This window comes from Micromonospora sp. NPDC047670, from assembly GCF_043204915.1.
In the GTDB taxonomy this organism is placed as follows: Bacteria; Actinomycetota; Actinomycetes; order Mycobacteriales; family Micromonosporaceae; genus Micromonospora.
In genome coordinates this window covers 288,088-307,452 of sequence record NZ_JBIDDA010000006.1, presented here as the reverse complement: position 1 = coordinate 307,452, position 19,365 = coordinate 288,088, and the positions used below count along the sequence as shown (strand labels likewise).

General features: G+C 73.5%; 19 protein-coding genes and 2 pseudogenes. 9 read left to right on the top strand and 12 right to left on the bottom strand.

All coding sequences use genetic code 11. From position 1 onward, the window contains the following. Positions 1-106 precede the first annotated feature (106 nt). Positions 107-397 (bottom strand): annotated as a pseudogene (locus ACGF7U_RS17560) (winged helix-turn-helix transcriptional regulator); the annotation flags it as partial. Between the two features lie 79 nt (positions 398-476). Here ACGF7U_RS17560 and ACGF7U_RS17555 point away from each other — a divergent pair. Continuing rightward, entirely contained in the window at positions 477-983 is a 507-nt protein-coding gene (locus tag ACGF7U_RS17555; protein ID WP_393107695.1) for a pyridoxamine 5'-phosphate oxidase family protein, read from the top strand. After that, a complete protein-coding gene (locus tag ACGF7U_RS17550; protein ID WP_393107693.1) occupies positions 980-1,681 on the top strand; it encodes an alpha/beta fold hydrolase in 702 nt (233 codons plus the stop codon). The genes ACGF7U_RS17555 and ACGF7U_RS17550 overlap by 4 nt, the downstream gene beginning before the upstream one ends. 441 nt (positions 1,682-2,122) lie before the next feature. Here the strand turns inward: ACGF7U_RS17550 and ACGF7U_RS17545 are convergent, their stop codons facing one another. From ACGF7U_RS17545 to ACGF7U_RS17520, 6 genes are all read right to left on the bottom strand, one after another. Further along, complete coding sequence (locus ACGF7U_RS17545) at positions 2,123-3,460, bottom strand: glutamate mutase L (RefSeq protein ID WP_393107691.1); 1,338 nt, start codon at positions 3,458-3,460, stop codon at positions 2,123-2,125. Further along, the gene (locus tag ACGF7U_RS17540) at positions 3,457-3,849 is read right to left on the bottom strand and encodes a hotdog domain-containing protein (RefSeq protein WP_393107689.1); all 393 of its coding nucleotides are present in this window, start codon (positions 3,847-3,849) and stop codon (positions 3,457-3,459) included. Before ACGF7U_RS17540 ends, ACGF7U_RS17545 begins: the two co-directional genes overlap by 4 nt. Continuing rightward, entirely contained in the window at positions 3,846-4,628 is a 783-nt protein-coding gene (locus ACGF7U_RS17535; RefSeq protein ID WP_393107687.1) for an OAM dimerization domain-containing protein, read from the bottom strand. Before ACGF7U_RS17535 ends, ACGF7U_RS17540 begins: the two co-directional genes overlap by 4 nt. Then, positions 4,625-6,187 (bottom strand): lysine 5,6-aminomutase subunit alpha, encoded by a 1,563-nt coding sequence (locus ACGF7U_RS17530; protein ID WP_393107685.1) that lies wholly within the window; start codon positions 6,185-6,187, stop codon positions 4,625-4,627. Before ACGF7U_RS17530 ends, ACGF7U_RS17535 begins: the two co-directional genes overlap by 4 nt. A gap of 70 nt (positions 6,188-6,257) precedes the next feature. After that, positions 6,258-7,826 carry an amidohydrolase gene (locus tag ACGF7U_RS17525; RefSeq protein WP_393107683.1) on the bottom strand — a complete coding sequence of 523 codons (1,569 nt, stop codon included), beginning with the start codon at positions 7,824-7,826 and terminating at the stop codon, positions 6,258-6,260. Positions 7,827-7,831: 5 nt separating this feature from the next. Continuing rightward, positions 7,832-8,881, bottom strand: coding sequence for a zinc-binding alcohol dehydrogenase (locus tag ACGF7U_RS17520; protein ID WP_393108000.1), 1,050 nt, complete (start codon positions 8,879-8,881; stop codon positions 7,832-7,834). A 152-nt stretch (positions 8,882-9,033) separates the two neighbouring features. On the opposite strand from ACGF7U_RS17520, the gene ACGF7U_RS17515 reads away from it, so the two are divergent. Further along, complete coding sequence (locus ACGF7U_RS17515; RefSeq protein ID WP_393107681.1) at positions 9,034-10,443, top strand: KamA family radical SAM protein; 1,410 nt, start codon at positions 9,034-9,036, stop codon at positions 10,441-10,443. A gap of 320 nt (positions 10,444-10,763) precedes the next feature. Further along, positions 10,764-11,375, top strand: a complete 612-nt coding sequence (locus tag ACGF7U_RS17510) for a histidine phosphatase family protein (RefSeq protein WP_393107680.1) — start codon at positions 10,764-10,766, stop codon at positions 11,373-11,375. Here ACGF7U_RS17510 and ACGF7U_RS17505 read toward each other — a convergent pair. The 4 genes from ACGF7U_RS17505 to ACGF7U_RS17490 form a co-directional block, all read right to left on the bottom strand. After that, positions 11,305-11,811: an Lrp/AsnC family transcriptional regulator gene (locus ACGF7U_RS17505; RefSeq protein WP_393107679.1), complete on the bottom strand. Its 507-nt coding sequence runs from the start codon at positions 11,809-11,811 to the stop codon at positions 11,305-11,307. The genes ACGF7U_RS17510 and ACGF7U_RS17505 overlap by 71 nt on opposite strands. Positions 11,812-11,907: 96 nt before the next feature. Beyond that, a complete protein-coding gene (locus tag ACGF7U_RS17500; RefSeq protein WP_393107677.1) occupies positions 11,908-13,050 on the bottom strand; it encodes an acyl-CoA dehydrogenase family protein in 1,143 nt (380 codons plus the stop codon). Further along, a complete protein-coding gene (locus ACGF7U_RS17495; protein ID WP_393107675.1) occupies positions 13,047-14,162 on the bottom strand; it encodes a M24 family metallopeptidase in 1,116 nt (371 codons plus the stop codon). The genes ACGF7U_RS17500 and ACGF7U_RS17495 overlap by 4 nt, the downstream gene beginning before the upstream one ends. Positions 14,163-14,166: 4 nt before the next feature. Continuing rightward, complete coding sequence (locus ACGF7U_RS17490; RefSeq protein WP_393107673.1) at positions 14,167-14,400, bottom strand: hypothetical protein; 234 nt, start codon at positions 14,398-14,400, stop codon at positions 14,167-14,169. Positions 14,401-14,658: 258 nt separating this feature from the next. On the opposite strand from ACGF7U_RS17490, the pseudogene ACGF7U_RS17485 reads away from it, so the two are divergent. Further along, positions 14,659-14,945: pseudogene (locus tag ACGF7U_RS17485) on the top strand (MFS transporter); the annotation flags it as partial. 15 nt (positions 14,946-14,960) lie between these two features. Here ACGF7U_RS17485 and ACGF7U_RS17480 read toward each other — a convergent pair. Beyond that, positions 14,961-16,049 carry a DUF4037 domain-containing protein gene (locus ACGF7U_RS17480; RefSeq protein ID WP_393107671.1) on the bottom strand — a complete coding sequence of 363 codons (1,089 nt, stop codon included), beginning with the start codon at positions 16,047-16,049 and terminating at the stop codon, positions 14,961-14,963. Positions 16,050-16,164: 115 nt separating this feature from the next. Between ACGF7U_RS17480 and ACGF7U_RS17475 the strand changes: the two genes are divergently transcribed. From ACGF7U_RS17475 to ACGF7U_RS17460, 4 genes are all read left to right on the top strand, one after another. Next, entirely contained in the window at positions 16,165-16,392 is a 228-nt protein-coding gene (locus ACGF7U_RS17475) for a hypothetical protein (protein WP_393107669.1), read from the top strand. Positions 16,393-16,474: 82 nt separating this feature from the next. Continuing rightward, the gene (locus ACGF7U_RS17470; RefSeq protein WP_393107998.1) at positions 16,475-17,374 is read left to right on the top strand and encodes a 5'-3' exonuclease H3TH domain-containing protein; all 900 of its coding nucleotides are present in this window, start codon (positions 16,475-16,477) and stop codon (positions 17,372-17,374) included. A gap of 118 nt (positions 17,375-17,492) precedes the next feature. Beyond that, a complete protein-coding gene (locus ACGF7U_RS17465) occupies positions 17,493-18,392 on the top strand; it encodes an aminoglycoside phosphotransferase family protein (RefSeq protein WP_393107996.1) in 900 nt (299 codons plus the stop codon). A 276-nt stretch (positions 18,393-18,668) separates the two neighbouring features. Then, the gene (locus ACGF7U_RS17460; protein WP_393107667.1) at positions 18,669-19,340 is read left to right on the top strand and encodes a hypothetical protein; all 672 of its coding nucleotides are present in this window, start codon (positions 18,669-18,671) and stop codon (positions 19,338-19,340) included. The last annotated feature ends 25 nt before the right edge of the window (positions 19,341-19,365 follow it).

Below are 19,365 nucleotides of genomic sequence, written 5' to 3'. Positions count from 1 at the left end.
GCCCCGCCGGGCCGCCGGCGGGGCCCGGGTCGTACGTGGTACGCAGGGCGAGCATCAGGGCGTCGACGCTGAGCTGACCGCTCGCCGGCAGCGGCTGCCGGCTGCCCCAGCGGCCCAGCGCCAGCAGGCTCTCCTCCAACTCGCGGCCGCGCGGGGTGAGTTCGTACACGCGGACGCTGGCCGGGGGGCCGAGGGTGCGGCGGGTCACCACGCCGGCCTGCTCCAGCTCGCGCAGCCGGGCGGAGAGCACGTTCTGGCTGATGGTGGGCAGGCCACGGTTGAGGTCGGAGAAGCGTTTCGGCCCGAGCAGCAGCTCCCGCACGATCAGCAGCGCCCAGCGTTCGCCGACCACGGCGAGGGCGCGGGCGAGGCCGCACAGGTCGTCGTAGGAACGCATGCGACCAGGGTAGCCAAAGCGCTTGCCCGGACGAAGCGATCACTCCTAATGTAGGAGTGAGCCGTTCGAGGGAGACGCCATGACCGCGACCACCGCCCTGCCGCAGGGCGACGTACGACTGCTCGACCATCCGGTGGCGCAGCGGCTGCTGGCCTCCACGGAGCTGGCCCGCCTGGCCTACGTCGCGCCCGACGACACCCCACGGGTGCTGCCGATGCTGTTCCACTTCACCGGCGACGAGGTGGTCTTCTGCACCTTCGCCGGCGCGCGCAAGATCAGCGACCTGCGGACGCGACCCGACGTCGCGGTCACCATCGACACCGCCGCCACGCCCCCGCAGGTGCTGCTGCTGCGCGGCCCGGTCACCGTCACCGACGTCGACGGACCCGCGCCCGAATACCTCGCCGCCCACCACCGCTACGGCGGGCAGGAGCAGCACGACGCCGTGCTGGCCGAGATGCACGGCCAGCACGTACGCATGGCCCGCATCGGGCTGCGCCCGGCGTGGGTGGGGGTGCTGGACTTCACCACCCGCTTCCCCGGCGGCGGCACCGCCGAGGACTTCGCCGCCCGGGGCCGCTCGTGACCTACGTGCTGATCCCCGGCGCCGGCGGCAGCGCCGACTACTGGCACCTGCTCGTCGACGAGCTGCGCCGCCGCGGCCACGACACGGTCGCGGTGGACCTGCCCGCCGCCGACGACACCGCCGCCCTGCCCGAGTACGCCGACACGGTCCGCGCCGCGATCGGCGAGCGCCGCCAGGTGGTGCTGGTCGCCCACTCCCTCGGCGCGTTCACCGCCCCGCTGCTCGCCGACGACCCGCGGGTGACGATGATCGTCCTGGTCAACCCGATGATCCCCGCCCCCGGCGAGACGGCCGGGCAGTGGTGGGAGGCGACCGGCCACGCGCAGGCCCGCGCCGCGCACGCCGCCGCGCAGGGCCGCGCCCCCAGCGACCACGTCGACCTGGCGGTCGACTTCTTCCACGACGTCGCCGAACCGGTGGTGGCCCGCCTCACCGCCGCCGACGCGCCGCAGGAGTCCGAGGCGGTGTTCACCCACCCCAACCCGCTGCGCCGCTGGCCGGACGTGCCCACCCGCGTCATCACCGGCCGCGACGACCGGTTCTTCCCCGCCGAGTTCCAACGCCGCCTCGCCCGCGAACGCCTCGGCGTCGGCGTCGACGTGCTGCCCGGCGGCCACCTCATCGCGCTGAGCCAACCGCGGCGCCTCGCCGACCAACTCGACGCCTACCGCACCCAGGCCCACCCCGCCCGCCCGTGAGGCGGGCCCGGCCCGAAGCGTCACGGCCGAAGAAACGAACACCGGGCGGGGAGACGAAAATCGGGGCGCGGCTCGCGCCGCGCCCCGATGCTCCCAGGCCCTTCCCGGCCGGTGGGGCGAGAATGAGCTGCGCCGACCTTCGGACCGACCCGACGCGGACTGGCTGCCCCCGCCTGGCCGTTGTCTACTGGCCGTGCACCTCACCCTGCCCGTACACCGGTAACCGCGGCCGGTTCGCGCCGCCCCGCCGACCCCCGCCCGCTGGACCTGGCCGCCGCGACGCACCACTCACATGTCGCTCGGCCAGCGGACGAAGGGACGAAGCGAACAACAGCCGCTTCCCGTAGTAGGACTCAAAGACGGTACGGCGTAGACCCCCGCCGCTGTCAACCCACCCCGGCCTGTCGTGTGATGTGCCACGGCGTGTCGCGTCGGCGAGTCTCAATCCGTTGCCAGATGGCGACGCAACAACGCCGCCGCCGCCCGAGGATGCTCGGCGGCCAGCAGCCCACCGGCGGCCAGCACATAGTCGGAGTCGACGACCGGCCGGGCCGCACGCGGCAGCGCCCACCCGCCGGCGTGATCGCTCAACACCGCCCCCAACACACCGGCCGCGTCGCCCGGCGCCGCGTGCCGCAACACCCCACCGGAGCCGACGAGCAGCCGCACGTCCCGCAGATCCCGCCCGGCCCGCTCACCCGTGGCCGCACCACGGGCGTGCCGCCGCAACGCCACCGTCGCCGCCAGGGCCGCGATCCGCGCGTCCACCGCCCGGTCCGCCTCCCCGCCCGGCAGAAACCCCGGATCGTCGGCGCGCACCACCGCCGCCGCGGCCAGGTCCTCACGCTCCACGTCGCTCAGCAACCGCTCCTCCGCGGCGGCCCGCACCACCCCCGGCGCGCTCCACCGCATCCCCAGATCCCCCTCCACCGTGCGCGCCCGCCACAGCGACCCCGCCACCTCCCGGCCCGGCCCGCTGGCCCGCTCATCCGGCGTCAACACCGAATACACGTCGGTGGTGGCGCCGCCCACGTCCACCACCACCAGGTCGCCGCCGAGAGCGTCGGCGAGCACCTCCACACCGGTGAGGACCGCGTCCGGCGTGGCCGCCCGCACCAGCCGCGCGAACCGCGTCCCCCGCGACAGCCGCTTCCCGCCGATGACGTGCCGCAGGAACACCTCCCGGATCGCCGCGCGCGCCGACCCCGGCGCCAGCACCCCGATGCGGGGCAACACGTTGTCCGCCACCGTCACCGGCACCCCCGCCGAAGCCAGCAGCGCGTGCAGATCGGCACGCACGTCGACGTTGCCGGCCAGCACCACCGGCACCCGCCAACGCGCCCTCGCCAACCGGGTCGCGTTGTGCGTCAGCGTCTCGGCGTCACCGCCGTCGGTGCCACCCACCAACAGCACCACGTCCGGGCGGGCCGCCCGCAACCCCGCCAGCTCCGCCGCGCCGAGGCGCCCCGCCGCCACGTGCACCACGTTCGCGCCCGCCGACAGACCCACCCGCCGGCCCGCCTGCGCGGTCACCAGATGCTCGTAGCCGACGACCGCCAGCCGCAACCCACCACCGGCCGACGAACACACGTACCACGGCGCGTCACCCACCCCGAGCGCGGCGGTGGCCGCGCTGACCGCCGCGTCCAAGCCGTGCAGCACATCCGTGCCCACCGTCGTGGGCGCCGACGCCGCCGCGACCAACGCGCCCGCGTCGAGGTCCACCACCGCCACCTTCGTGTACGTGGACCCGACGTCGGCGCAGACCGCGTGCCTCACGCCGCCGGCGGAACGACCACCGTGCCGGTCGCGGTGACCGCCACGACCGGCTCGTCGAGCACCTCCGCCGCCGACTCACCCCTGTCCGGACGACCCCGGCACACCACCCGCGCCACAAAGTCGATCGTGCGGCTGCGCGTACCCACCCGGGTCACCGTCGCCGTCACCTCCAGCACGTCCCCGGCCTTCATCGGCGCCCTGAACTGCACATCCGAATACGACGCGAACAACCCCTCGTCGCCGTCGGTGCGGATACACACCTCCGTCGCTACGTCCCCGAACAACCCCAACGCGTACGCCCCGTCGACCAGGTTGCCCGCGTAGTGGGCATGCGAGTACGGCACGTACCGCCGGTGGGTGACCGTCAGACCGACCCGGGAATCACTCATGCCTTCGCCTTCTTCTCCGTGATCAACGCGTGCACCAGGTAGCTCGCCACCTCGCCCGGCGTGGTGCCCCGACCGAAGATCCGGTCCACGCCCAACTCACCGGCCATCGTCTCGTCGAAACGCGGCCCACCCACGATCAGCAGCGGCCGCTTCCCGGCCGGCATCGCCTCCCGGAACGCCGCCGACATCTCCCGGGTGTTGTGCAGGTGCGCGTCACGCTGCGTCACCACCTGCGACACCAACACCGCGTCGGCCCTCTCCACCCGGGCCGCCTCCACCAACTCCGGCACACTCACCTGCGCACCCAGATTGGTGACCTTCAACTCCCGGTAGTACTCCAGGCCCTTCTCCCCCGCGATCCCCTTGACGTTCAGGATCGCGTCGATGCCGACGGTGTGCGCGTCCGTGCCGATGCACGCCCCCACCACCGACAACTTGCGCCGCAACCGCTGCTTCACCACCGCGTTGACCTCCTTGGCGCTCAGCAGCGGAAAGTCACGCTCCACCACCTGCACCGCCGACAGATCCACCAGGTGGTTCACCCGCCCGTACACCACGAAGAAGGTGAAACCCTCACCGATGGGCTTCGCGTGCACCAGCATCGCCGGGTCCATGCCCATCTTGTTCGCCAACTGCACCGCCGCGCCCTCGGCCCGCTTGTCGTGCGGCACCGGCAACGTGAACGACACCTGCACCATGCCGTCGCCGGTGGTGTCCCCGTACGGCCGCACGATCCTCTTCTCGGCGGGCGCCGCCGCGCCGACCTCGACGGCGCTCACGCCGCATCCCCTTCCAGGAGCTCCGTGGCCGGATTGAAGTAGTCGGCCTCGTGCGCGGCCACCCCCGCCAGGCCCTTGCCCCGGTCCGCCGGCCGCTTCATGATCCCGAACGTGCCCTCGGCGATCGCCGTCAACAGCGACTGCTCACCGATGCGCTCCAGCAGGTCGACCGCCTCAGCGAGCACCCGGTTGGCCCGCTGCTGGATGAACCCGCCCGGCGCCGGCACGAAGTCCTCGTGCAACCCACCGGCCGCACCCAGCACGTACCGCACGTTCTGCAGGGCGATGTCCCGGTCCGACAACCACGGCGTCACCACCGCCTCGGTCATCATCCCCACCAGCAGGATGCCCTGACCGGTCATCGTGCCCACCAGGTTGAAGAACCCGTCGAGCAGGTTGCCGCGGAACACGTCACCCGTCATGTGCTTCGTCGGCGGCATCCACTTCAGCGGCGCGTCCGGGAACAGCTCCCGCGCCAGCAGCGCGTGCGCCAACTCCAACCGCAACGACTCCGGCACGTCCGGGTTGATCTCGAACGCGTGCCCCAACCCCAACTGCCAGTCCGCCAGCCCCGCCTCGTGCGCGAAGAACTCGTTGAGCAACTGCGACACCGTCACCGTGTGCGCCTCGTCCACCGCGTCCGCGGTGGTCAGGTAGTTGTCCTCACCGGTGTTGATGATGATCCCCGCCCGCGCGTGCACCTGCCGCGAGAACCGCTGGTCCACGAACGTACGGATCGGGTTGATGTCGCGGAACAAGATCCCGTACATCGAGTCGTTCAACATCATGTCCAGCCGCTCCAGGCCGGCCAGGGTCGCCATCTCCGGCATGCACAGCCCCGACGCGTAGTTCGTCAGCCGCACGTACCGGCCCAACTCCCTCGACGACTGATCCAACGCCGCCCGCATCAACCGGAAGTTCTCCTGCGTGGCGTACGTGCCGGCGAACCCCTCCCGGGTCGCGCCCTCCGGCACGTAGTCCAGCAGCGACTGCCCCGTCGACCGGATCACCGCGATGACGTCCGCGCCGGCCCGCGCCGCCGCCTGCGCCTGCGGAATGTCCTCGTAGATGTCACCCGTCGCCACGATCAGGTAGATCCACGGCCGCTGCTTCGGATCCCCGAACCGCCGCACCAGACGATCCCGCTCCGCGCGCCGCCGGTCGATCAACCGCACACCCGCCCCGACCGCCCTCCGGGCCGCCTTCCGGGCCGCGGTGGCCGCCTTCCCGGTCGGCTGCTGAAACCGCACCGACCCGGCCGCCGCCTTCTGCGCCAGCAATGTCACGTCGCTGATCTGCTCCCGCGCCAGGGCGTCGAACACCGGCAGCGCCACCCCGTGCCCCAACCCCACGTCCGCGACCACCACGTCGACGAGCCGGTTCACCCACGGAATGCCGTCCGGGTCCGCGCCGCTCACCCCGGCCAGCCGCAACACCGCCCGCTCCACCGACACCGTCGTGTGGCTGCGCGCCAGATCCACCACCGGCTGCCCCGCGCGGCGCGCCAACTCCCGCGCCCGCGCCACCAGCCGCGGGTCCAGGTCAAGCTTGCCCGTCACGCCATCACCCCGCGCTCGCCGACGACCCGGCACGCCCGCGCGGTATCGATGCCCCGCTCGCTACGCTCGCTCACGCAGACCCTTCCTCGTAGATCACGTCACCACGCAACACCGTGCGCCGGCACACCGGCAGCGGCGTCGGATCCTGCGGACCCCGCGCCTCCGGATCCCGCGCCAACAACACCGGCAAACCCCGCTCCACCCCCGCCGGCGTCGACCACACCGCGAACGTCGCCGGCGCCCCCAACGCCAGCACACCCTCGCTGTCCAGGTGCACCGCCCGCCACCCGCCACGGGTGTGCGCCGCGAACGCCGCCCGCACACTCATCCGCTGCGTCGGGTTGTGATGCCACACCGCCGCCCGCACCGAACCCCACGGATCCAGCGGCGTCACCGGCGAATCGGAACCGAACGCCAACGCCACCCCGACACCGTGCATCGCCCCCATCGGGTTCGACTCCAACGACCGGTCCAACCCCAACCGCGACTCGTACATCCGACCCGCGCCACCCCACAACCGGTCGAACGCCGGCTGCATGCTCGCCACGATCCCGTACTCCACGAACCCGGCGATCAGCCGCTTGTTCATGATCTCCGCGTGCTCCACCCGGTGCCGCGCCGCCCGCACCCGGTCCGTGCCCAGCTTCTCCGCCGCGCCCGCGAAACCCTCCAGCACCGTCGAGATCGCCGCGTCACCGATCGCGTGGAACCCGCCCTGCACCCCGTGCGCCGCGCAGTCCAGCAGATGCTCACGCACCTGCTCCGCGCTGAGGTACCCGTGCCCGCACCCACCCTCGCCGTCCAGGTAGTCCCGCGACACGTGCGCCGTGCGCGACCCCAACGCCCCGTCGGCGAACAGGTCACCCCCCGCCCCGACCGCACCCAACTCCCGGGCCCGCGCCGCCCCCAGCAGCTCACCCCAGTACCCGTACACCTCCGCCACGCCGTCACCCGACAACGCCAGCACGCCGGTGAAGTCCTCCTCGTCGGAGATCTCCGGGCCACCGCACTCGTGCACCGCCGCGATGCCCAGCGACGCCGCGTGCGCCAACGCCGCCCGCTGCGCCGCCACCCGCTGCGCCCGCGTCACCGACCCGAACGCCGCCGCCCGCACCACGTGGTGCGCGTCGCGCCGCAACCAGCCCGACGGGTCGTAGCCCGCCGCCGACACCACCTGCGGACACGCCGCCAGCAACGCCGCCGACACGAGCGCCGAATGGATCGACGCCTGCGACAGGTACACCCGCCGGCCCCCGGCCGCCCGGTCCAACGCCGCCGCGTCCGGCAACTGCGCCACCGGCCAACCCGACTCGTCCCAGCCGTGCCCCAGCACCACCGCGTCCGACGCCAACCCCGCCGCGAACGCCGCCACCGCGTCCAGCAGCTCCCCCGCCGACCGCACCGCCGACAGGTCCAGCCCCGACAACGCCAACCCCGTGTCCGTCGCGTGCACGTGCGCGTCCACGAACGCTGGCGTCACCAACGCCCCGTCCAGGTCCACCACCCGGTCGGCGGCCGGCGCGTCCGCGTCCGCCCCCAGCCAGGCGATCCTGCCGTCGCGCACCAGCAGGGCCGTCGCCGTCGGATCGGCCGGACAGTGCAGCACTCCACCGCGGTACAGAGTCGAGGGGTTCGTCATGACAGTCAGTCTGCCGCCAACCGCGACTCGAACAGCGCCCGGACCCCCGGCTCCGAACGCAGCAACCCCAACGCCAACTCCGCGTGCCCCGGCACGTAACCGTTGCCGACCAGCATCGTCACGTCCGCCGCCAGGCCCTCCGCGCCCAACGCCGCCGCCGCGAAACTCGTCGCCATCGAAAAGAAGATCACCGTGCCGCCGTCCGCCGTCGCCAGCACCGCCCCGTGCTCGCAGCCCGGCACGTCCACGCAGACCACCGTCACGTCCGCCGGCGCCCCCAGCGCCGTCGTCACCGCCGTCGACAGCGCCACCGGATCCCGCGCGTCGGCCAACGCCACCGCGTCCGCCAGGCCCGCCGCCGTCAGCGCGTCCCGCTCCGCCGCCACCGGCACCACCCCGACCGTACGGGCGGCACCCGCCCGCCGCGCCGCCGCCAGGGACAACGACCCGCTCTTGCCCGCGCCACCGATCACCGCCACCCGCACCGGCGACGGGTCACCCGCGCGCTCCCGGTCCGCCACGTGCCGCGACACCACCCGCGCCGTCAACGCCGGCGCACCGCACACGTCAAGCACCGCCAGCGACAACTGCGGGTCCAGATCCGCCGGCAGCACCGCCGCGATCGACCGGGCGAACAGGATCGCGTACCCGTCGCACGGCACCTGCTCACTGCGCCCGTCCCAGCGGGCCAGCCCGTCGAGGATCGTCAGCGGCGTCAGCGTCAGCGACACCAGCGTCGCCACCCGCTCCCCCGGCTTCAGCCCCAGCGGGGACCGCCGCCCCGCCTCCTCCACCGTGCCGATCAGCATGCCCCCGGACCCGGTCACCGGGTTCTGCATCTTCCCCCGGGTCGACACGATCTCCAGGACCTCGGCGCGGACCGCGTCGCCGTCGCCGCCGTGCTTCTCCCACAACTGCCGGAAGCTCGCCGCGTCCAGGTTCAGCCGCTCCACCCGGATACGAACCTCGTTCGCCCCGATCTCCGGGCGCGCGTCCAGCCGCCACGCCGCCTGCGGCAGCACCCCCGCCGGTTCGACAACGCGGTGCAGACCCACCGGTGACGTCACGCCGACCTCCCCTGTCAAGCCGCCCGAAGCCCCGGCCAGGGCTCGCGTAGCGGGAAAACTTCCGGCAGACTAATTTCTTCACCGGATATTTTCCAGTAGCCTTCGGACCGCTGAACAACCGCACCACCCGAGGAGGGGCCGTGACCCAGACACAACCGGTGGAGACCATCCCAGCGTCCCGCCCCGCGCCGGTCGCGGTCCCCACCGCCGGACAGCCCTACGAATACCGCCGCGCGCCCCTCGTCGAACCCGACTGGACCCGCTTCCCCGGCTGGCGCCACATCACCCGCGACCAGTGGGAGAGCGCCCAGTGGCAGCGCGTCAACTGCGTCAAGAACATCAAGCAGCTGCGCAACGTCCTCGGCGACCTCGTCGACGACACCTTCTACGCCGACCTCGAGGCCGACCAGAAGGCCCTGGCCACCATGTCCATGCTGGTGCCGCCGCAGATGCTCAACACCATGGTCCCGTTCGCCCCGATGACCACCGAGGCGTTCCTCGCCGACCCCATCCGGCGCTACATGATCCCCGTCGCCTCCGACCGGCGCACCGACTGGCCCTCCCACCCGTACGCCAGCCGCGACTCGCTGCACGAACACGACATGTGGGTCGCCGAGGGCCTCACCCACCGCTACCCCACCAAGGTCCTCGCCGAGCTGCTCTCCACCTGCCCGCAGTACTGCGGGCACTGCACCCGCATGGACCTCGTCGGCAACTCCACCCCCGCCGTCGACAAGCTCAAGCTCACCCTCAAGCCCGTCGACCGCTACGACGCCCACATCAGCTACCTCAAGGCCCACCCCGGCGTCCGCGACGTCGTCGTCTCCGGCGGCGACGTGGCCAACGTCCCGTGGAAGAACCTCGAGTCGTACCTGATGCGGCTGCTGGAGCTGGAGACCGTCCGCGACATCCGGCTCGCCACCAAGGCCCTCATGGGCCTGCCCCAGCACTGGCTGCAGCCCGACGTCGTCGAGGGCCTCGAACGCGTCGCCCGCACCGCCGCCCGCCGCGGCGTCAACCTCGCCATCCACACCCACGTCAACCACGCCCAGTCGCTGACCCCGCTGGTCGCCAAGGCCGCCCAGACCGCCCTCGACGTCGGTGTGCGCGACGTCCGCAACCAGGGCGTCCTCATGCGCGGCGTCAACGCCACCGCCCCCGACCTGCTCGACCTCTGCTTCGCCCTGCAGGGCGAAGCGGGCATCCTGCCGTACTACTTCTACATGTGCGACATGATCCCCAACGCCGAGCACTGGCGGGTCCCCGTCTGGCACGCCCAGCAGCTCCAGCACGACATCATGGGCTACCTGCCCGGCTACGCCACGCCGCGCATCGTCTGCGACGTCCCCTTCGTCGGCAAGCGCTGGGTGCACATGCTCACCGAGTACGACCGCGAGCGCGGCATCTCCTACTGGACGAAGAACTACCGCACCTCCATCGAGTCCGCCGACGCCGAGGCGCTCAACAAGCGCTACGCCTACTACGACCCGATCGACACCCTGCCCGAGACCGGGCAGAAGTGGTGGGCCGACCACCGCCTGGACGACTGACCGTCCGTACACCGTCACCCCCGGAGCCGACCGCCGGCCCCGGGGGTGACGCGTCCGTGCGGTGGGTCCAGCCCTGGGCCGGACCCACCGCCGTCCGCGACATCACCTCGTGAAGGCGTCCTTCACGTCACGTCCGGCGTACGTGGCGTGTTCGCCGACCCGCCGGGCACGCGCGTCGCTCTGCTGCGTTGCGCCCTCGCCGCCCAGCCGTTCCTTGGCCGTCGGAAACCCGGTTGTTGTGGCCCGGCGGCCTCATACCCGCTAGAGCATCCTAGGACACTAGGTGAACGGGAGTGAGGGGTGTCTGGTTGACTGGGCCAATGGGAGAGATCCTGCTGATCCGGCACGGCGAGACCACCTGGAGCGCCAGCCGCCGGCACACCTCGTACACCGACCTGCCGCTCACCCCCGACGGCGAGCGGCAGGCCCACGCCCTCGGCCGGTTCCTCGCCGGTCGACGCTTCACCGCCGTCCTGACCAGCCCCCGCGTCCGGGCCCTGCACACCGCCCAGCTCGCCGGCCTCGACGTCAGCGGGACCGACGGCGACCTGGCCGAGTGGCACTACGGCGACTACGAGGGGCGCACCACCGCCGACATCCACGACGAGCACCCGAGCTGGAACCTCTGGACCGACGGCTGCCCCGGCGGGGAGTCCCCCAGCCAGGTCGGCGAGCGCCTCGACCGGGTCCTCGCCCGGGTCCACCCCCTGCTCGACGACGGCACCGTCGCCCTCGTCGGGCACGCGCACAGCCTGCGCGTGCTCGGTGCCCGCTGGGTCGGCCTGCCGCCGTCCGCCGGCGGGCTGCTGCGGCTGGACACCGCCACGGTCAGCGTGCTCGGCCACGAGCACGGCCGACCGGTCATCCTGCGGTGGAACCAGCCGGTTCCCCCGCCGCCCGGGAACGCGCCCGAGCCGGGGGCTCGGCACTGATCTTCGGCGGCCGGTTCTCGTACGGGGTCGACAGCACCACCGTCGTGCGGGTGGTCACGTTCGCCGCCGTCCGGATCTCCTGGAGCACCCGCTCCAGGTCGGTCGGGCTGGCCACCCGCACCAGCAGCAGGTAGAAGTCCTCCCCCGCCACCGAGTAGCACGAATCGATCTCCGGCAGGTGGGCCAGCCGCTCCGGCGCGTCGTCCGGCTGCGACGGGTCGAACGGCCGGATCGCCACGAACGCGGTCAGCGGCAGGTCCAGGGCCTCGAAGGAGACCCGGGCGGCGTACCCCTTGATCACGCCCCGCTGCTCCAGCCGGCGCACCCGCTGGTGCACGGCGGACACCGACAGGCCCACCTTCTCCGCCAGGTCCGTGTACGACAGCCGACCGTCAGCGGTCAGCGCGGCGACGATGGCACGGTCGATCTCCTCCACGGCGTGCAACCTACCGGTAAAACGGCCCGGCTGCGACGACGCGCCCTCCGCCGCCACGACGCGGCGCATGCTCCGTACCGGTGCGGTCACCCACCGTCAGTCCTTCGCCAGCGCCCGGGAGATGACCAGCCGCTGGATCTGGTTGGTGCCCTCGACGATCTGCAACACCTTGGCCTCGCGCATGTAGCGCTCCACCGGGTGGTCGGTCACGTAACCGGCGCCGCCGAGCACCTGCACCGCGTCGGTGGTCACCCGCATCGCCACGTCGGTGGCGAACAGCTTGGCCTTCGCCGCCTCGATCGAGTACGGCCGGCCGGCGTCGCGCAGCCGGGCCGCGGCGAGCATCAGCGCCCGGGCGGCGGAGATCTGGGTGGCCAGGTCGGCCAGGGTGAAGCCCAGCCCCTGGAAGTCGATGATCGCCCGGCCGAACTGCTGCCGCTCCTTCGCGTAGCCCACCGCGTAGTCCAGCGCCGCCTGGGCCAGCCCCACCGCGCAGGCGGCGATGCCGAGGCGCCCCGAGTCCAGGGCGGACATGGCGATGGTGAAGCCCATCCCCTCCCCGCCGATCAGCCGCTCGGCCGGCACCCGGGCGTCGTCGAAGGCGATCTGCGCCACCGGCGAGGCGTGCAGGCCCATCGTCCGCTCGGCCGCCTGCGGCACGATGCCGGGCGTGCCCCGGTCGGCCAGCAGGCAGGAGATGCCCTTCGCGCCGGGCCTGCCGGTGCGGCAGAAGACGTTGTAGAAGTCCGCGACCCGGGCGTGGGTGATCCACGCCTTGGTGCCGGTGACCACGTAGGTGTCGCCGTCGCGCACGGCCTTCGTGGTCAGCGCGGCGGCGTCCGACCCGCCCTGCGGCTCCGAGAGGCAGTACGCCCCCAGCAACTCCCCGCCGATCATGTCGGGCAGCAGCTTGCGCTGCTCGTCGGTGCCGAACTGGGCGAGCGGGTAGCAGGACAGGGTGTGCACGCTGACCGCCTCGGCGACGGCGAGCCACCGGCTGGCGAGGATCTCCAGCACCTGGAGGTAGACCTCGTACGGCTGGGCGGCGCCGCCGTGCTCCTCGGCGTACGGCAGGCCGAGCAGGCCGGCGCGACCGAGGGTGCGCAGCACCTCGCGGGGGAACTCGGCGCGCTCCTCGAACCCGGCGGCCCGTCCGGCGAGCTCCCGGTCGGCGAGTTCGGTGGCGAGGTCGAGCAGGTCGTGGGCCTCGTCGGTGGGGAGGATCCGGTCGACAGTCATAGCGCGATGAGCTCCGTGGGGGTGGTGTTGAGCCGTTGCACGCCGTCCGTGGTGCAGACGACGATGTCCTCGATGCGGGCGCCGTGCCGGCCCGCCAGGTAGATGCCCGGTTCGACGGAGAAGGCCATCCCCGCCTCGAGCGGGCGGGCGTTGCCGGCCACCACGTACGGCTCCTCGTGGCCGTCCAGGCCGATGCCGTGGCCGGTGCGGTGCAGGAACGCCGCGCCGTGGCCGGCGGCGGAGATCGGCTCCCGGGCGGCGGCGTCGACGGCCTCGGCGGTCACGCCGGGGCGGACCGCGGCCACCGCCGCGCGCTGGGCGGCGTGCAGCACCGCGTAGTAGTCCACGAACTCGGCCGGCGGCTCGCCGCCGGCGACGTAGGTGCGGGTGCAGTCGGAGCGGTAGCCCGAGGGCATCGTGCCGCCGATGTCCACCACCACCGGCTCGCCCGCGCCGATCGGCCGGTCGGAGGTGCCGTGGTGCGGGCTGGCGCCGTTCGGGCCGGCCGCGACGATCACGAAGTCCACGGTGACGTGGCCGGCGGCCCGGATCGCCGCGGCGATGTCGGTGGCGACCTCCGCCTCGGTGCGGCCGGGCCGCAGCCACTCCCCCATCCGTCGGTGCACCGCGTCGATCGCCGCGCCGGCCTCGGCCAGCGCGGCGGCCTCGGCCGGGGACTTGCGGATCCGCAGCTCACGCAGCACCTCCGACGCGAGCCGCTGGTGCGCGCCGGGCAGTGCCGCGCGCAGGGCGAGGACCTGCTCGGCCCACATCCGGTCGGCGAGCCCGACCGCCGCCACCGGCCCGCCGAGGGCGGCGGTGACGAGGGGGTACGGGTCGCTGCCGTCGGCGTGGTCGACGATGCGCACCCCGGTGGCCGGGGCCGGGGACGCCTCCGCGGCCGGCCGTTCCAGGGCGGGCACGATCAGCGTCGGCTCGCCCTCGGCGGGCAGCACCAGGCAGGTCAGCCGCTCGCCGGCGTGCGCGTCGTAGCCGGTCAGGTAGCGCAGGTCTGAGCCGGGGGTGAGCAGCAGCGCGTCCAGCCCGGCGGCGGCGGTGGCGCGCTGCGCGGCGGTCAGCCGCTGCGGCGGGTACAGCTCCTCGGATCCCATCCGGTCAGCTTAACGTTCGTTCGGGCGACGACCCAGCCCGCCCGACGCTCCGGCGGCCTGCCCCGCCGGGCGTCCACGAGGCGGCCCGGCGCCGGACGAGGGCGAGCATCTCGTCGACGGAGCCGGCGGGGTCGGTCAGCGGGAACTGCACCGCGCGGACGACGGCGTCGGGACCGACCAGCAGGGTCAGGCGCTTGAACCGCTCGACGCCGCCGGCCCGGAAGGTGGGCAGCTGCAACCCCCCGCCGCGAGCCGGCCGTCCTGGTCGGACAGCAGCGGAAAGGGCAGCCCGGCGTGCGCCACGAAGTCGGCGAGCCCGCCCAGCCCGGCGGAAGGGCCCGCGCCCCGGGCGCGAACGCCCCGGGAAGAGATAGAGCACGCTCCAGCTCTGCGGGTCGGCGGTGGCGACCGGTCGGCCGTCGTGCGCGGGCAGGACGACGTCGGGCAGTCGCCGGCCGACCAGGTCGTGCCCGCGGTGCGCCTCGGCGGAGGCGGCGTCGGCGTCGTGGTGCTCAGCGTGACCACCCGGACCTACCGGCAGATCGCCAGTCCGCCCGAGCTGCTCCCCCGGGTGATGGCGACGGTCCGGTTCGTCTCCTGGGGAGCCATCCCGGTCGGCGGCCTGCTCGCCGGGACCCGCGCCATCCTGCTGGTCTTCGCGGGCGCGGCGGTCCGCGCGCCCTGGCGCTGCTGCTCTCCCCCGTCCGTCGCCTGCGCGACCTCACCGACCACGACCGGGAGGCCGGCGACCGCCGGACGGACCCGATGCCGGCCGGCCGCTGACGGCCGACCCCGCACTCAGTCCGGCCCGTCCGCCACGACGGGCGACGCGGCGGCCAGCCGCCGGGCCCGGTCGGCGTGGGTCAGCAGGTCGACGCAGTCGACGTACTGGTCGACCGCGCCGAGCGGCGGACGGGCGCGCAGGGCCGGGTCGGTGATGGCGGCGCGCAGCGCGGCGGCGACCCGGCCCGCGTCCAGGACCAGGAACGGCCGCCGGTGGAAGGGTCGCGCACGGGCGCGCACCGGGGCCGCCAGGCCGGTGTCGTCGGTCCAGGCGGCGACCGTCTCCAACGCCCGGACCAGCCCGTCCTCCCGCCGCGGCCAGTCGCCGGGGTCCAGCGCGTCGGACAGGGCCGCCGTCACCGGCGCCGCGTCCGGCAGCCGGGCGAACACCGTGCCCAGCCACTTGTCGTACGGCGGCCAGCGGCGGCGCAGCAGCAGGCCGAGCCGCATCACGTCCCGGGCCAGCCCGGCGGTGACCACCCGGCTGCCGAGGTCGTCGCCGACCTCGGCGCAGCGGCCGGGCAGGTGTTCCGCCTGGGCGACACGGCTCCACCCGGCGGCGAGCACGTGCCGCCACACGTCGTCCGGGTACCACCGCAGCGCGGCCCGCGCCCCGGTGAGCGCACCGTCGAGGCCGTCGTGGAAGACCTCGCCGCTGGTCACCTCGGCCAGCCGCTGCGTCGGGGTGGCCAGCCAGTCCGCGGCGCTCACCCCGGCGGCCGGATCGAAGCCGAGCCGGTCGCGCCACCAGCCGCCCAGCTCGTCGACCTTGACCCCGTGCCGGGTCCCCGCCGGGTCGAGCACGCCGAGGCGGCCGTGACCGGCGAAGCGGGTCGGCCAGCCGAGGAAGTCGGCCGGCAGGTCGGCCTCCAGCGCCGCGTGCAGCCGCGGGATCCGCCACGCGTCGGCGGCCGCCACGAAGAGCTGCCCGCGCGGCCCCCAGTCGTGGTCGGTGGAGCGTGCGGTGTCCAGCCCGAGCAGCTCCGAGCCGCCGTCGAGCAGGCCGGCCGCGTAGCGCAGGCCGGGAAAGCGCCGGCGCAGGATCGGCGCGAGCACCTCGTCGTGGAACCGTCGGCCGAGCGTCAGACCGGGAAGGAACGTCACACCGGCCAGTCTGCGCCCCGCCGCGGCACGGTCGCAGTACTGTTCCGGCCCGACCGACCGTCCGCGCCGATAGCCTGGAGCTGCGAGCGCCTCACCCGAGGAGAGGACGACAGCCGTGGCACCCACCGACCACGACCGCGCGGCGGCGCGCCGCCGCCGGCTGCTCTGGTCGGGGATCCTCGCGGTTGCCGGTTTGGCGCTGCTGGTCGTCGGCCTGACGATCGCCGACGGCACGGCGGCCTGGATCGAGGTGGCGGTCGCGATCGCGCTGCTGGTGGCGAGCTACGCCGTGCAGTACCTGGCCCGCCGCGAGACGCTCTACTCCGGCGACGAGCGCCCCTGACCGCGCCGGCCCGCCGCGCCGCGCCCCCCGATCGTCGGTGCGGTGTGCCAGGCTGTCGGGCGTGGCACAGGAACCCCCGATCATGCTCATCGACGCGCCCAGCCTCTACTTCCGGGCCTTCTTCGGCATCCCCGAGTCCGCCGCCCGGGCCGCCGACGGCAGCCCCGTCAACGCGGTGCGCGGCTTCCTCGACATGCTGGCGACCCTGATCCGCACCCGCCGGCCCGACCGGATGGTCTGCGCCATGGACCACGACTGGCGACCCGAGTGGCGGGTGGCGCTGCTGCCGTCGTACAAGGCGCACCGGCTGGCCCCCGAGGGGGGCGAGGTGGTGCCCGACACGCTCAGCCCGCAGGTGCCGCTGATCCTGGAGGTGCTCGACGCCGTCGGGATCACCCACGTCGGCGCGGCCGGCTACGAGGCCGACGACGTGCTCGGCACGCTGTCGGTGACCCAGCCGGCGCCGGTCGAGGTGGTCTCCGGCGACCGGGACCTGTTCCAGCTCGTCGACGACGCCCGCCCGGTGCGGCTGCTCTACGTCGGGCGGGGCGTGGCCAAGCTGGACGACTGCGACGACGCCGCCGTGCGGTCCCGCTACGGCGTGCCGGCGGCCCGCTACGCCGACTTCGCCGCCCTGCGCGGGGACCCGAGCGACGGGCTGCCCGGGGTGCCGGGCGTGGGCGAGAAGACGGCCGCCCGGCTCGTGGAGCGCTACGGCGACATCGCCGGCATCCTGGCCGCCCTGGACGAGCCGGGTTCCGGCTTCGCCCCCGGGCTGCGCACCAAGCTCGCCGCCGCCCGGGACTACCTGGCCGTCGCGCCGAAGGTGGTGCGGGTCGCCCTCGACGTGCCGCTGCCCGAGCTGCCCACCGCGCTGCCGGCCGCCCCGGCCGACCCCGACCGGCTGCTGGAGCTCGCCGACACGTGGAACCTGGCCGGCTCCGCGCGCCGCCTGGTCGACGCCCTCGCCCAGCGCGCCTGACCCACGTCCGCGCGGTCACCGGGGCCGGCCCGCCCGTCAGAGGAACGCCTGACAGGACCTACGTGTCTCGAAGCACGTTGCGGCGGATGATCAAGTCGGCGATGCTTCCGGCGTGCAGATGCATGCCAACCAGCTGGCCGTGCCGGTCGAGACGGTACGCGAGTTGATAGCTGAGCAGTTCCCCGAGTGGCGAACCCTGCCCATCAGGAGCGTTCCTTCGCAGGGAACGGTCAACGCCATCTTCCGCATCGGCGACCGACTCACGGCCCGCTTCCCGCTCGAGCCGCGGGACGTCGAGTCGGCGCGGCGTTGGCTGGAGTCTGAGGCCGAAGCAGCCCGCGAGCTGGTGGGGCGTACGCGGTTCCGCACGCCCGAGCCGGTCGCGCTTGGTGAGCCCGGGGCGGGTTACCCACTTCCGTGGTCCGTGCAGACCTGGGTGCCAGGTGTCGTGGCAGCCGACGAGGATCCCGCCGAATCGGTCGCGTTCGCGCACGATCTGGCCGAGTTCATCCACGACGTACGCGCGATCGACACGCGCGGCCGGACGTTCCGCGGCGGAGGCCGAGGAGGCGACCTCAGATCCAGCGACGCGTGGATGGAGACCTGTTTCGGCAACAGCGAACGACTCCTGGACGTACCGCGCCTGCGCCGGCTGTGGGCAGTCCTGCGGAACCTGCCGCGCAGCGCGGCCAGAGACGTGATGAATCACGGTGATCTGATTCCCGGGAATGTTCTCGTGTCCAACGGCCGCCTGGCCGGGATTCTGGACGTCGGCGGCCTGGGACCGGCCGACCCTGCCCTGGATCTCGTCAGCGCGTGGCATCTGCTCGAGGCGGGGCCGCGGCAGGTGCTTCGCGAGGATCTCGGCTGCGACGACCTCGAATGGGAGCGCGGCAAGGCGTGGGCCCTGGAGCAGGCGATGGGGGTCGTCTGGTATTACGTCGACAGCAATCCGGCCATGAGCCGGATGGGTCGACGCACGCTGGAACGCATCCTCGCGGACAGCTCATCGGCCTGACGCGGTAGCCGGCGACCCGACCGTTACCGGATCGTCAGGCGGAGTCAACGCCGGGTACGCCCGGCGCAGCCGGTCCGGTCCTAGCTTCGCGATCATGAACCGATGCCCCGTCAACCACGCCGTACGCGTCGCAACCGCGCTTTCCCGCCAGGACCGACGGGAGACGGCAGCCGTGCCACCGTTGCCAGCGCTGCCGGTGTCGCCAATCCGTCGGTGTCCGCGCGGTGCGCGCCACGTAGCGTCGTAGCCATCGATCGGATGCGTGGAAGGAGCCTCATGACTGAGCTCGCCGCACCGCAGCTCGTGGTGAACAGCCGGATGATCTATTTCGGCTGGGTTCCGGCCGACCCCGACGCGGTCGCCGCGTTGGTGCCGGAGGGCCTCGAACCGGCCCCGAACCGGCAGGTCTTCATGAACCAGTACGTCGTCGACGACGCCGCGCAGACCTCCGGCTTCGGCGCCTACTCGCTGACGTACCTCGGTCCGGACCTGTCCGGAGTCGACGCCCCGGACGGGGTGACCCCCGGCCGCTGGTGGACGCACTACGTCAACTCCAGCCCGGTGGTCCGCGACTACGCCACCGCGCGGGGCGTGCCGGCGAGCGCCGGCACCACCACGATCGAGGTGACGGGGCACCGGCTGGTCGCCACCACGGCGGCGGACGGCGTACCGGTGATCCGCACGACGGCCCGGGTCGGTCGCACCGGTGATGCCGTGAACCGTGGCCAGCTCCGCTACCTCACCCGGCTCGACGGCACGCTGCTGAGCGGGAACTATCCCTTCGTGGCGGAGCCGGTCGACCCCTTCGAGATCGAGTCGGTGGAGTTCCTGGCTCCCGAGCACCCGGTCTACGCCCTGCGCCCCGCCGAGCCGCTCGACATCGTCTGGGGCTTCTACTCACCGCGCGCGTCCTTCGCCTACCCCGGCGGCGAGTCGGCGCTCGACTGAGCAGGACCTGCGGAGGCCCTCATCA